The organism is Yoonia sp. I 8.24 (assembly GCF_022096995.1).
Taxonomy (GTDB): Bacteria; Pseudomonadota; Alphaproteobacteria; order Rhodobacterales; family Rhodobacteraceae; genus Yoonia.
Genome location: NZ_JACXGQ010000004.1, coordinates 399,158 through 412,542, shown reverse-complemented (window position 1 = coordinate 412,542; position 13,385 = coordinate 399,158). Strand labels below are relative to the sequence as shown.

Sequence of the window (13,385 nt, the reverse complement as noted above, 5' to 3'; positions counted from 1 at the left end):
TCATTTTGAAACCTCGGGCGTTTGCCTTTCGGACATGAAGGTAAACAGGAATGGAGGGACACATGATCCACAAGAACTGGGCTGAGTTGATTAAGCCAACTCAATTGGAAGTGAAACCGGGCAACGACCCAATGCGTCAGGCAACTGTGATTGCTGAACCGCTTGAGCGTGGCTTTGGTCTGACTTTGGGCAACGCATTGCGCCGTATCCTTATGTCATCGCTGCAAGGTGCTGCGATCACTGCCGTTCAGATCGATAACGTTCTGCACGAATTTTCTTCTGTGTCAGGTGTACGCGAAGACGTAACTGACATCGTTTTGAACCTCAAAGGCGTCGCCATCCGTATGGAAGTCGAAGGCCCAAAGCGTTTGTCCGTTCAAGCCAAAGGCCCTGGCGTTGTGACTGCTGCTGACATCAGCGAGACTGCTGGGATCGAAGTGCTGAACAAAGACCACGTGATTTGTCACCTCGACGATGGCGCTGATCTTTACATGGAACTGACCGTGAATACCGGTAAGGGCTATGTTGCGGCTGACAAGAACAAGCCAGAAGACGCACCAATCGGCATGATTGCAATCGATGCGATCTATTCGCCTGTCAAAAAAGTCAGCTATGACGTTCAACCGACCCGTGAAGGTCAGGTTCTGGACTATGATAAGCTGACGATGAAAGTCGAAACAGACGGGTCTATCACGCCTGATGATGCGGTTGCCTATGCGGCCCGCATCTTGCAAGATCAACTGTCGATCTTCGTTAACTTCGACGAGCCTGAATCAGCAACCGCTGGCCAAGACGATGATGGTCTCGAGTTCAACCCGCTTCTGCTGAAGAAAGTGGACGAGCTGGAACTGTCTGTCCGTTCGGCAAACTGCCTCAAGAACGACAACATCGTTTACATTGGCGATCTGATCCAAAAAACCGAAGCAGAAATGCTGCGCACACCAAACTTTGGCCGCAAATCTTTGAACGAAATCAAAGAAGTGCTGTCAGGCATGGGGCTGCACCTTGGCATGGACGTTGAGGACTGGCCGCCGGATAACATCGAAGATCTGGCGAAAAAGTTCGAAGATCAGTTCTAAGAATTTGGGTGGGCCTTCGGGCCCATCCGCAAATGCCCGCAATGGCGGGGAAGACCTGGGTAATTCTGCCCCAATAACGCGGCTGGCACGCATCAGACCGCTGCACAAAGTATAAAGCACTTAGGAGACTATCAAATGCGTCACGCACGTGGTTACCGCCGCCTGAACCGTACACATGAACACCGTAAAGCGCTGTTCGCGAACATGGCTGGCTCGCTCATCGAACATGAGCAAATCAAAACAACATTGCCAAAAGCAAAAGAATTGCGCCGAATCACTGAAAAGCTGATCACGCTCGCAAAACGCGGCGACCTGCACGCCCGTCGTCAGGCAAACGCACGCCTGAAGCAAGAAATGCACACAGCGAAACTGTTCGAAATCCTTGGGCCACGCTACAAGGACCGTCAGGGTGGCTACATCCGCATCATGAAAGCCGGCTTCCGCTACGGCGACATGGCGCCAATGGCGATCATCGAATTCGTTGACCGCGACGTCGACGCCAAGGGTTCTGCTGACAAAGCACGCCTTGCTGAATACGAGAACGCAGAGGATTAAGTTTCCCGCGTTTTGTTAGAAATCTAAAGGCCTCGCAGAAATGCGAGGCCTTTTTGCGTGGGCGCGCGTTGCGAGAGGCGAGATTTGCGCAGTTTGACATCCATTGGGGCGCCCGTTTAGAAATTTCCCATGAGAGATAGAAAGAAGCCCCTGTATAGATCGGTAAACACGCGAACCCATGGTGTCCGACATGGTTCAGGTGGTAAGTCGAAGTGGGATCGCAACACGAAATCTGCCGCAAGAAATGAATCGTCGCGCGGCTCCATGCATACAGGCAAGCGGCACGGGTATGACTACACGCCCTTGTTCAAATTCTTGCTGTCACGTGTCGGCGACGACTGGGGTGTGGTTCACAGCGAAGCGGTTGCACGGCTGGATTGCGAAGAACCGATCACATGGATGGTTGCGCCTGACCTGTCAGCGGGAAAGCCATTCATCCGCACGGGTGAAAGCACCTATTACAGCGGCCTATATGTTGATGAAGCAAACAAGCTCGCGGTCGTTGATCCGAATGTTACCCATCAGACAATGGTGCCGTCATGCGCCTGCTGCACGCACACATTCAACGGCAAGCGTTTTACCGCGGCATTTGTTGATTAGGCGACCCATTTGTCAGCTCGGGTAGGGATGGCCGCCCCGTTGGGACTTGCATTCGGTCCGTCACCCGATGATATCTTGGCGTGATATGACTGATTTATTTGCATCCTCCCCTTCGGAACCGTCAAAAGACCCGCGTCCGTTGGCGGATCGTTTGCGACCGCAGCGGTTGGGTGATGTCATTGGACAAGAACAGGTGCTTGGGCCGGATGCACCTTTGGGGACAATGCTTTCGTCGGGGTCCCTGTCGTCTTTGATTTTTTGGGGGCCTCCCGGCGTCGGGAAGACCACGATTGCCCGTTTACTGGCCGATGAAACCGACCTGCATTTTGTACAGATCAGCGCGATTTTTACGGGTGTGCCGGACCTACGCAAAGTCTTTGAAGCCGCCAAAATTCGCCGCCAAAATGGCAGGGGAACCTTGTTATTCGTGGACGAGATTCACCGTTTCAACAAAGCCCAGCAAGACGGGTTTTTGCCCTATATGGAGGATGGCACCATTCTGCTGGTGGGGGCTACGACCGAAAATCCCAGCTTTGAATTGAATGCAGCGGTGCTGAGCCGCTCGCAGGTCTTGATTCTTACGCGTCTGGATCTCGCTGATTTAGAGCGCCTCGCGCAGCGTGCCGAGAAAGATTTGGACCGTGCATTGCCGCTTGATGGTCATGCCCGTGAAGCATTGCTTGAAATGGCCGATGGCGATGGGCGCGCGCTTTTGAACCTGATCGAACAGGTGGCCGCGTGGAAGGTGGATGGAAAACTATCAACTGATGACCTGACCAAACGCCTGATGAAACGTGCGGCGAAATATGACAAATCGGGCGAAGAGCATTACAATCTGATCAGCGCCTTGCACAAATCTGTGCGCGGATCGGACCCGGATGCGGCGCTTTATTGGTTCGCGCGGATGTTGGCCGGGGGCGAAGACCCGCGCTACCTCGCGCGCCGGATCACCCGCATGGCTGTCGAGGAAGTTGGGCTTGCGGACCCCCAAGCGCAGGCCGTGTGTTTGCAGTCTTGGGATGCGTATGAGCGCATCGGCAGCCCAGAAGGTGAATTGGCCCTCGCGCAGGCGCTCGTCTATGTTGCCTTGGCCCCGAAATCGAACGCGGCCTACGTTGGATATAAGGCAGCCGTGGTTGCGGCGAAACAGACCGGATCAACCCCGCCGCCAAGCCATATCATCAATGCCCCAACGCAGATGATGAAAGAGCAAGGCTTTGGCGCGGGCTATGCCTATGACCATGACGCCGAAGATGCATTTTCAGGCCAAAACTATTTCCCTGATGGGATGAAGCGCGGTGTCTACTACCTGCCCGTCGATCGCGGGTTTGAACGCGAGCTGAAAAAGCGCGTCGATTACTTTGCCGGGCTGCGCGCGAAAAGGAACAAGCCATGACACTATTGATGGTCGCATGTGGCGGCGCATTGGGTGCGGTGCTACGCTATTTAGTGGTGGTCAGCGTGGCGTTCCCGTTTGGAACCATGACAGTGAATGCACTGGGGTCGCTGCTCATTGGCGTCATTTACGCGACAACGCATCACAAGGGGCTTCATGGCTGGCAGCCGTTCCTGATCGTCGGTGTTTTGGGCGGATTCACCACATTTTCTGCGTTTTCATTGGATACCATGCGTCTGGTAGAGGCCGGAAGGCTGGCGGCGGCTGGTGGATATGTTATGGGCACGGTTCTATTATCGCTGGCGGCCTGCGCTGCTGGCCTTTGGATTGCGAAAGGTGCCCTATGAGCGGCGTACAAACACGGACAATCGGCCCCGACGATGGTGATCAGCGGCTTGACCGCTATCTGCGCCGTCTGTTCCCGCATCTGACCCAAGGGCGTATCGAAAAGATGTGCCGCAAGGGAGAATTGCGCGTGGATGGCGGGCGCGTGAAATCCAATACACGGCTTGAGGTTGGTCAAAAGGTACGCATTCCGCCGCTACCGTCCGAGGACGAAGCGAACGCACTGCGGTCATTGGCCCGTCAAGGCGTGACCAAGGCCGATGCAAAGCTGATCCAATCATGTGTGATCTATAAAGACGACCACATCATTGCGATCAACAAACCGCATGGGCTGGCGACGCAAGGCGGCACCAATACGTCACGCCACGTGGATGGCTTAGCCGAGGCGCTGACCTTTGGCTATGATGAAAAGCCGCGCCTTGTGCACCGCTTGGACAAGGACACATCTGGCGTCTTGCTGCTTGCCCGCACCCGCATGATGGCCAAGCAATTGACTGAAAACCTTAAGCACCGCGAAACCCGTAAGATCTACTGGGCCGCCGTTGCGGGCGTCCCGCATCCGCGCGCGGCGACCATTAAATATGGTTTGGTGAAATCGGGCGGTGGCCGTGGTGGTGAAAATGAAAAGATGCGCTGCGTGCATCCGAAAGATGTCGACAGCATCGAAGGTGCCAAACGCGCCACCTCCGATTACGCTGTGATGGATACGCTCGCGTCGCGCGCCTCTTGGTGCGCGCTTGTGCCCATTACAGGCCGCACACACCAGTTGCGCGCGCATATGGCTGAAATCGGGCATCCGATCATCGGCGACGGGAAATATGGCGGTTCCAGCCAAGAGAACCTTGGCGATGGTTGGGGCGCTGGCATGGGGTCTGAGATTGGCCGCAAGATGCACCTACATGCGCGGTCCCTGACGATCGAACACCCGGCCACGGGCGCGCAGCTGCACATTACCGCGCCTTTGCCAGAGCATATGCAGAACACTTGGGATTACGTCGGTTGGGTTGTGGGCCATGCCCCGGTTGATCCGTTTAATATGCCTGATGCCTGATCTGCGGCTTGTCATTTTTGACGTCGATGGCACCCTCGTCGACAGTCAGGCCGAAATTCTGGCCGCGATGACCCATGCTTTTGACGCCGAAGCAATTGCTATGCCTGCGCGTGCGGCTGTGCTGTCGATTGTCGGGCTATCGCTCGATGTAGCCTTTGCCAAGCTATGCCCTACCGTTGACAGTGCTACGCAGGATCGGTTGATCGCCGGGTATAAGGACGCGTTCAATACCCAGCGCGCACAAAACGCCAATCACGGGCCGCTATATCCCGGTGCGCGTGATGTGCTTGATATACTGGCGGGCCAAGACAATACCTTGCTGGCCGTCGCGACCGGAAAATCACGTCGCGGATTGGACAAGCTGCTTGAACGCCATGCGTTGGAAGGTTTCTTCCACAGCGAACAGGTCGCGGATCATCACCCATCGAAGCCAAACCCATCGATGATTTTGGCGGCTTTGAACGAATTGGGCGTTGCTGGATCACGGGCGGTTATGGTCGGCGATACCACATATGATATGGATATGGCGCGCGCGGCTGGGGTTGCAAAGATTGGTGTGCCTTGGGGCTATCATGCGGCAGATGCGTTGCAGCCAGATATGCTGATCGCGGATTTTGGGGCCTTGCCGGGTGCCGTGGATACACTTGTAGGACAGTAAGATGAGCGATTGGAAACCTAAGCGATTTTGGAAAACGGCAGTAGCGACAGCCTGTGAGGGCGGGTTCACCGTGGAACTTGACGGGCGCAGTGTGAAAACGCCCGCGAAAGCCACACTGGTCGTGCCGACATTGCCAATGGCCGAAGCAATCGCAGCCGAGTGGGACGCGCAGGGCGATCATGTCGATCCGCTGACCATGCCGATCACACGCGGTGCAAACGCTGCCATCGACAAAGTGCGCACACAACATGCCGAAGTCGCTGCGATGTTGGCTGAGTATGGCGATAGTGATTTGCTGTGCTACCGGGCGGCGGGACCAGATACACTCATTGCGCGCCAAGCCGCAGCTTGGAATCCGTTGCTCGATTGGGCGGCGCAAGAGTTGAACGCACGCCTGACCGTAGGCGAAGGGGTAATGCACATCGACCAAAGTCCGGACGCACTGGCACGGCTACGCGCCGAAGTCTTTGCCTTTGATGAATTTGCATTGGCCGCAGCCCATGACCTGATCAGTATTTCAGGGTCTCTGATTCTTGGGCTGGCAGTAACGCGTGATGCGGTCGATCCGGACCATGCATGGACGGTCTCGCGTGTTGACGAGCACTGGCAAATTGAACAATGGGGCGAGGACGACGAAGCCACCGCCCTTGAAGTGACCAAACGTGCTGCATTTTTGGACGCTGTGCGGTTTTTTAGGCTTTCACAAGCGTAGGGAATTGTCCTGTGGATATCCGATTTTCAGGAAAACTGCCTGTTTTCACGGCAAATGCACAGAGTTTTCCATTTGGTCCTCTTGACCTCATCGGCTGATTCCGCACAGTCTAGCTAGATTGAGCGGGCGCGAGCCTGTTTATTCACCATACACTGTCCATCGGGACGGGATAAAAAGACTGCCCCCAATGTTGGGGCAGAAACTCAGGAAGAGGTAAAAATGAAAAAAACCGTATTTTTTGGCGCGCTGACTGCCGCCGGCTTGGCTGCTGGCATGGCTTCTGCGGCGACACTTGACGACGTCAAGGCACGTGGCTCGCTGAACTGCGGCGTTACAACTGGTCTTGTCGGCTTTGCCGCACCAAACGCCGAAGGCGAATGGGAAGGCTTTGACGTTGGCGTATGCCGTGCCGTTGCAGCAGCGATCTTTGGCGACCCAACAGCCGTTGAGTTCGTCCCAACAACAGGTCAAACACGCTTCACAGCGCTTGCGTCTGGCGAAATCGATCTTCTCGCGCGTAACACAACATGGACCATGAGCCGTGACGTCGACCTGAAGTTCGAATTTGTTGGCGTGAACTACTATGACGGCCAAGGTTTCCTCGTGCCAAAAGCACTGGGCGTAACTTCTGCGACAGAACTGGACGGCGCGACTGTTTGTATCCAAACTGGTACAACAACAGAGCTGAACCTTGCTGACTACTTCCGCGTTAACGGCATCACATACGAACCGGTGCCTATTGAAACAAATGCTGAAGGCCAACAGCAGTACCTTGCCGGTGCTTGTGACGTTTACACAACTGACGCATCTGGTCTTGCTGCGACACGTGCAACGTTTGAAAATCCAAACGACCACGTTCTGCTGCCAGAAATCATTTCTAAAGAGCCACTTGGCCCGCTTGTCCGCCACGGCGACAACGAATGGGGTGATATCGCACGTTGGACACTGAACGCGCTGATCACAGCTGAAGAGCTGGGCGTGACATCAGAAAACATCGAAGAACTGGCTGCCACACCAGGTAACAACCCAGAAGTTAACCGTCTGCTGGGCACCGAAGGTGAACTGGGCGCGATGCTGGGTCTTGAAGCTGACTGGGCGAAAAACGCCATCATGGCTGGCGGTAACTACGGCGAACTGTTCGACAACAACATCGGTGAAAGCACTTCTATCGCTCTGGCCCGTGGTCTGAACGCACAGTGGACAGACGGAGGTCTTCTCTACTCTCCACCGTTCCGTTAAGATCTGAAACTGGAAAGGGCTCGGGTAAATCCCGGGCCCTTTTCTAAATGGCGACCACGATAAATAAAAAATGCGCACCCTGCACGTGATGACAGTTGGATTAACCGACGCGCACGTGACCTACACCAGGCCGCACCGGGAGATACATTCATGTCGACGTTGACCGACCCGCCTAAGCCGGGGTTTCGGCTAAGCCAGCTTATTTACGATACACGGTATCGATCAATCACCATCCAAGTCATCGCGCTTGTGCTCATTATCGGCGCATTTTGGTGGCTGGGTAATAACACCGTCAATAACCTCAACGCATTGGGTAAGGATTTCGATTTTGGGTTCCTGAATAGTGCCGCTGGATATGACATTAACCAACGGCTCATTGAATATGACAACCAGATGTCGCACGGTCGTGCCGCGTTGGTTGGGATTTTGAATACGCTTCTGGTTGCCTTCTTGGGCTGTATATCCGCGCTGGTCATTGGGGTTTTTGTAGGCGTGCTACGGCTGTCGAAAAACTGGGTCGTGAGTAAACTCATGGCGGTATACGTCGAAGGATTTCGTAACGTACCATTGCTGATTTGGATTTTGTTGATTGGCGCGGTGATGTCAGAAAGCATGCCGCAACCCCGCGAATTTCGCGGCGAAGATGCGACGCAAAGCATGTATTTTAGCGACAATGTCGCAGTTACAAACCGCGGTATTTGGATTCCTCGTCTTGGGTTCTCAAATTCCATCAGCGGTGAAGAAGCAGTTGCCCCGATCGAGGGCGCGACACCTGTCGCATCGGGTGGTGCAGATTGGTTGCTGATATTAGGTACGCTTGCACTGAGCCTGATTGCTATACGCTATATTCGTAATCGCGCTGACAAAGTTCAGCAATCGACCGGCGACCGGCCGACGATTTGGTATCAACAGCTGGCAATTTTGGTGATCCCTGTTGGGGTCGTGTTAATCGCGCTGGGCGCAACGATTGTGTCGCCTTATCTGAAGGGATTTAACTTCACCGAAGGTACGCATCTGCGTAACTCTTTGATCGCGCTTTGGGTGGCTTTGTCGCTTTATACCGGTGCGTTTATCGCAGAAATCGTTCGGGCTGGTATTTTGGCTGTGTCCAAAGGCCAGTCAGAAGCTGCGGCAGCCCTTGGTATCCAGCCAAGCCGCACGATGAAGCTGGTGATCTTGCCGCAGGCTTTGCGGGTAATCATCCCACCGCTGATTTCGCAGTTCTTGAACCTGACCAAAAACTCTTCTCTCGCAATTGCTGTGGGTTACATGGATGTGCGTGCCACGCTTGGCGGCATTACCATTAACCAAACAGGCCGCGAGCTCGAAGGGATGCTGTTGATGGGGGCGTTCTACCTAACCCTATCACTGCTGATTTCAGGCGGCATGAACTACTACAACCGTTCAACTCAACTCGCGGAGCGCTAAGATGTCAGATACTCCTGTTACTTACGTCCGCAAGGAAATGTTGGGCCAAAAGGCCCCTCCCACATCCGAAGTAGGGCCCGTACGCTGGGTGCGCGAGAACCTGTTCTCTTCACCTATGAACGCAATCCTGACGATCTTGTCACTCTATGTGGTCTATGTGGTCGTCAGCCACGTTGGGCCGTGGTTGGTGAACGGTATTTGGGACGCGGATTCGTTGACCGAATGCCGTGAAATCATCGCTGCAACGGGTGATGGCCATCATTCAGCCGCTTGTTTTGGCGTGATTTCGGCACGTTGGCACCAATTGGTGTTCGGGTACTACCCATCAGAGCTGTACTGGCGGCCGGTCTTGGCACTGGTCGTATTCTTAGTGGGTATTGCCCCCGTCATGTTCCCGTCGCTGCCGCGAAAGCTGTATATTGTGACAATGGCAGCGCCATTGCTTTGCTTTTGGTTGCTATGGGGCGGGTCAATCTGGCTCCCGATCGCCATCGCACTTGGATTCGCTGTTGGTGTGGTCGCGCATAAGCTTCTTGATACACACGTCAGTTCGCTTGCAGCTATCATCGGGGCAATCGTTTTGCCGCTGATCTACTGGCTATACATCTGCGGACCGCTTGCAGGGGGACTGGCGAGCATCATCCCATTGGGTATCGAATTTGTCCCATCGCGGTCCTTTGGTGGCTTTATGCTGTCTATTGTGATTGGGCTGTCGGCGATCGTGATCTCATTGCCACTGGGGATTTTGCTGGCGCTCGCGCGGCGGTCTGACCTGTTCATCATCAAGACCTGTGCAGTTGTCTTTATCGAAGTCATCCGGGGCATCCCGTTGATCGTGTGGCTGTTCACAGCGCAATTGCTGCTGAACTATTTCTTGCCACCGGGCAGTAGCTTTGACTTGACGCTGCGCGTGATCATCATGGTGACCCTGTTCGCTGCGGCCTATATCGCCGAAGTGATCCGGGGTGGCTTAGCTGCCTTGCCAAAAGGTCAGTACGAAGGCGCAGATAGCCTTGGTTTGAACTATTGGCAGTCCATGCAGCTAATTGTCTTGCCGCAGGCGCTCAAAATCTCGATCCCAGGTATCGTGAACACCTTTATCGGGCTGTTCAAAGATACCACGCTGGTTGTTTTCATCGGCTTGTTCGATCCGCTTGGCATTGCCAGCGCGATCCGCGCGACCACCGAATGGAACGGCATCTACTGGGAACTCTTCCTCTTTATTGGCATCATGTTCTTTATCTCTTGCTTCAGCATGGGCCGTTACTCACTTTACCTGGAGAAAAAGCTCCAGCGTGAACACCGCTAAGGAGACCTGACAATGGTTGAAATGACACAAGAACGCACCGTTGATCGTAGCCACATGCAGGTCTCGGATGAGGTCGCGATTGAAATCCGCAACATGAACAAATGGTACGGCACATTCCACGTGCTGCGCGATATTGATCTAACCGTGCAACGCGGTGAGCGGATTGTTATCTGCGGCCCGTCAGGGTCCGGTAAATCGACCCTGATCCGCTGCATTAACCGGCTTGAAGAACACCAAGCGGGCGACATCATCGTGGATGGCACAGAACTGTCATCTGATCTGAAAAACATCGATAAGATCCGGTCAGAGGTTGGCATGTGCTTTCAGCACTTCAACCTGTTCCCGCACCTGACGATTTTGGAAAACTGCACGTTGGCACCGATCTGGGTCCGTAATACGCCCAAGAAAGAAGCCGAAGAAATCGCGATGCACTTCCTTGAAAAGGTGAAGATCCCAGAGCAGGCCGATAAGTACCCCGGCATGTTGTCGGGTGGTCAGCAACAGCGTGTGGCGATTGCGCGCTCGCTGTGCATGAAGCCACGCATCATGCTGTTTGACGAACCGACCTCCGCGCTTGATCCCGAAATGATCAAAGAGGTGCTCGATACAATGATCGAGCTGGCCGAAGAAGGCATGACCATGCTTTGCGTGACCCACGAAATGGGCTTTGCCCAAGCGGTGGCGAACCGGGTTATCTTTATGGACCAAGGTCAGATCGTTGAACAAAACGAGCCGACCGAGTTCTTTAACAACCCGCAATCGGAACGGACGCAACTGTTCCTCAGCCAGATCATCGGCCACTAAAAACAAAGCCCCGAGGGAAATCTCGGGGCTTTTTATGTGGGCTTCACAAGCCTCGAGGCCACCGCATTCTAATTGTATTAAACCAACCTTAAGTGCTCTAATACTTCCGGCGTAGTAACGAACCTGAGATATGATTCGGCGGATGAAAATGTCCCGGCCCTGCCACCATCACCAGTTAAGAGATCGAATGAATCGCCCTGCATAAAGAAGTCATAGATGATGCACTTGCAGATCTGCTCATCGTCGCCCCATCGTTGATGGTATACTGGATTTGATAGCTTGAAATGGAGTGTCGATAGCTGATCGACTTCGTGACTGTTATGCAAGAATGACCAGCGTAATATTCTAATTCCGATGCTCAGGTCACTGCTGGCTGTAGATCGCACATAGTTCAAATCTGAATCATGGAAGTTATCGGTTTCGAGGAACAGTTTTCGCGCAGATTCTGTTTCTAACGCAAATTGGACGGTAATTTGAGAGCTAAGTTGCATGTCGGATTGCCTTGGGCTTATTCCCCACCACCTGTCGTCCCAATCAAATCACGCGGTACGATGAAATCGGTGCAGGTGCCGCTGTGGCGCTGTATTGCGGTCCAGTTGGTGATGTCAAAGTCGATCACTGTAGTGGCGCAGGTCGGGTAGCCTATGAACCGCGCGTGGTCCGGCGCATGGGCCACCAACATATTCGCCAACATGCCAATCCCCGGATTATGTCCGATCAGCGCGACTGTGGTGACGGTCTCGCGGTGGATCGTGTCCAACAGCGTGTCAGGGGCCGCGTGGTAAAGCGCATGCATCAGCCGTAGCTTAGGGGGTGTCGGTAGGGCGGCGACAATCAGCTCGGCCGTTTCTTGGGTCCGACTGGCGTCGGAGCAGAGGATTTCATCGGGTTGATACCCGTTTTCCGACATCCAACCGCCAATCGCAGTGGCCGACGCGCGCCCACGCGGGTTCAGGTCTCGGGCATGATCATCCGAAAACGGATCATCCCAGTTAGATTTCGCATGGCGGATCAGGATCAGGCGTATGGTCAAAGAAACGACTCCATATGGAATGCAGATTGTGCGGGCAGGCGGTTCGCTTGCCCAATAGGGCAGGCGCGTCGCGCAAGGCAACCGCCTGTGCGGCAATCGCGCCCTTTGTCGGATGATACGTGCGTCTTGCAAGCGGCAACGTCGTAACCACTTGCAAAGGCGTCAACAGGGCAGGCGGTGGCGCAGGGTTGCGCACAGGTATCGCAGGGCTTGGCCGATTTTTCTTGTGGGTATTTGCCGGGCATACGCAACGCGCCTCTAAAGCTGGCGAAAAGCCCGGTTTTGTCGTGGACCAAAAAACTGATGGGTGAGGTCCAAAATCGCCCGGTGCTGATCGCCCAACTATAGAAGGGTGCGTAGGTTGGCCCGCCAAACGGGAACAGTGGTTCGGCATCCAAAGTGGCGGCGAGGTGGGTGAACACCCGGCGCGACCAACGGTCCATCGGGTTGGGCGCACCGTCTTTGTATTCGGGGCTTTGCGTGAACAGAGGCCAGAATGCGGGTTCATCCGGCCCGATAAGGACGATAGAGCGTCCTTGATCAGGCAGTGTTCCCAATGGGGCCAGCGCATAGGGGGCCAAAGTTGCAGTGAGCGTGTCCATCATCATAGCAGCCTAGATCGCGTATCCTCGAGGCACCAGATGGATTATCCGGCGCGTCTCCAAAGGCGTGGGATCGACCCAAGCCGTTCCGCTTCAAAAGATACCGAATCGCCGGTACAGCCGTAGGTGCCGGTGGATTGTCCCCAGACACCCCCAGATAGCTCAGCCGCTGAAATCTCAATGATGGCCCCCATCACATCGGCTGTTCCTATCAGATCATAGTCGGGCGCATTCGCGACATAGGTGCTCCCGTCGTCGGCGTTCATTGCCCCTTCGCTCCAGCCGTTGATTGTGACGGTGGTTGGGGGGATATCTGGCATCATGCTGTTGACCCTGAAATTGTTGGAGAGCAGCGTCATGGTGCCGTCCCCTGTAACTTCAAGCGTCACGGTGCCGCTTACATATCCGATAGACCCGCCCGCAGGCATCTGCGATCCCATTACATGGGCCAAATCGGCGTTGTCCGCTTGCCAGACGCCGACAAGGCAGGGATCAATCGCAAATGCGGGCGATGTAGATGCTGCGAAAATAAGTGCAGTGAGAAGCTTCATAGAAATTCTCCTTTAAATATGCA

15 protein-coding genes are annotated in these 13,385 nt (G+C 54.6%); 12 read left to right on the top strand and 3 right to left on the bottom strand.

The genetic code is table 11. The features are described from left to right. The first annotated feature begins 62 nt into the window (after window positions 1–62). The 12 genes from Yoon_RS10600 (at window position 63) to Yoon_RS10545 (ending at window position 11,176) form a co-directional block, all read left to right on the top strand. Window positions 63–1,079, top strand: coding sequence for a DNA-directed RNA polymerase subunit alpha (locus tag Yoon_RS10600; protein WP_181820730.1), 1,017 nt, complete (start codon window positions 63–65; stop codon window positions 1,077–1,079). Between the two features lie 135 nt (window positions 1,080–1,214). Beyond that, entirely contained in the window at window positions 1,215–1,634 is a 420-nt protein-coding gene (gene rplQ / locus Yoon_RS10595; protein ID WP_113775277.1) for a 50S ribosomal protein L17, read from the top strand. A 264-nt stretch (window positions 1,635–1,898) separates the two neighbouring features. Beyond that, window positions 1,899–2,234 carry a hypothetical protein gene (locus Yoon_RS10590; protein ID WP_238112174.1) on the top strand — a complete coding sequence of 112 codons (336 nt, stop codon included), beginning with the start codon at window positions 1,899–1,901 and terminating at the stop codon, window positions 2,232–2,234. 85 nt (window positions 2,235–2,319) lie between these two features. Beyond that, window positions 2,320–3,630: a replication-associated recombination protein A gene (locus tag Yoon_RS10585; RefSeq protein ID WP_238112173.1), complete on the top strand. Its 1,311-nt coding sequence runs from the start codon at window positions 2,320–2,322 to the stop codon at window positions 3,628–3,630. Beyond that, on the top strand, window positions 3,627–3,977 hold the full coding sequence (gene crcB / locus Yoon_RS10580) for a fluoride efflux transporter CrcB (protein ID WP_238112172.1): 351 nt from the start codon (window positions 3,627–3,629) through the stop codon (window positions 3,975–3,977). Before Yoon_RS10585 ends, crcB begins: the two co-directional genes overlap by 4 nt. Then, window positions 3,974–5,026, top strand: a complete 1,053-nt coding sequence (locus Yoon_RS10575; RefSeq protein ID WP_238112171.1) for an RluA family pseudouridine synthase — start codon at window positions 3,974–3,976, stop codon at window positions 5,024–5,026. The genes crcB and Yoon_RS10575 overlap by 4 nt, the downstream gene beginning before the upstream one ends. Then, window positions 5,019–5,684 carry an HAD-IA family hydrolase gene (locus Yoon_RS10570; protein ID WP_238112230.1) on the top strand — a complete coding sequence of 222 codons (666 nt, stop codon included), beginning with the start codon at window positions 5,019–5,021 and terminating at the stop codon, window positions 5,682–5,684. The genes Yoon_RS10575 and Yoon_RS10570 overlap by 8 nt, the downstream gene beginning before the upstream one ends. 1 nt (window position 5,685) lies before the next feature. Next, the gene (locus tag Yoon_RS10565; protein ID WP_238112170.1) at window positions 5,686–6,396 is read left to right on the top strand and encodes an ATP12 family chaperone protein; all 711 of its coding nucleotides are present in this window, start codon (window positions 5,686–5,688) and stop codon (window positions 6,394–6,396) included. Window positions 6,397–6,615: 219 nt separating this feature from the next. Further along, window positions 6,616–7,635, top strand: a complete 1,020-nt coding sequence (locus Yoon_RS10560; RefSeq protein ID WP_238112169.1) for an amino acid ABC transporter substrate-binding protein — start codon at window positions 6,616–6,618, stop codon at window positions 7,633–7,635. 150 nt (window positions 7,636–7,785) lie between these two features. After that, window positions 7,786–9,063 (top strand): amino acid ABC transporter permease, encoded by a 1,278-nt coding sequence (locus tag Yoon_RS10555; protein ID WP_238112168.1) that lies wholly within the window; start codon window positions 7,786–7,788, stop codon window positions 9,061–9,063. A 1-nt stretch (window position 9,064) separates the two neighbouring features. After that, window positions 9,065–10,372 (top strand): amino acid ABC transporter permease, encoded by a 1,308-nt coding sequence (locus Yoon_RS10550; protein WP_238112167.1) that lies wholly within the window; start codon window positions 9,065–9,067, stop codon window positions 10,370–10,372. 12 nt (window positions 10,373–10,384) lie between these two features. Further along, window positions 10,385–11,176, top strand: a complete 792-nt coding sequence (locus tag Yoon_RS10545; RefSeq protein ID WP_304957297.1) for an amino acid ABC transporter ATP-binding protein — start codon at window positions 10,385–10,387, stop codon at window positions 11,174–11,176. Between the two features lie 508 nt (window positions 11,177–11,684). Here Yoon_RS10545 and Yoon_RS10540 read toward each other — a convergent pair. Genes Yoon_RS10540 through Yoon_RS10530 form a run of 3 tightly spaced genes read right to left on the bottom strand, consistent with a single transcriptional unit; the run spans window position 11,685 to window position 13,362 of the window. Continuing rightward, on the bottom strand, window positions 11,685–12,209 hold the full coding sequence (locus Yoon_RS10540; RefSeq protein WP_238112166.1) for a histidine phosphatase family protein: 525 nt from the start codon (window positions 12,207–12,209) through the stop codon (window positions 11,685–11,687). Continuing rightward, on the bottom strand, window positions 12,206–12,817 hold the full coding sequence (locus tag Yoon_RS10535; protein WP_238112165.1) for a ferredoxin: 612 nt from the start codon (window positions 12,815–12,817) through the stop codon (window positions 12,206–12,208). The genes Yoon_RS10540 and Yoon_RS10535 overlap by 4 nt, the downstream gene beginning before the upstream one ends. A gap of 38 nt (window positions 12,818–12,855) precedes the next feature. Next, complete coding sequence (locus Yoon_RS10530; RefSeq protein ID WP_238112164.1) at window positions 12,856–13,362, bottom strand: hypothetical protein; 507 nt, start codon at window positions 13,360–13,362, stop codon at window positions 12,856–12,858. Between the last annotated feature and the right edge of the window lie 23 nt (window positions 13,363–13,385).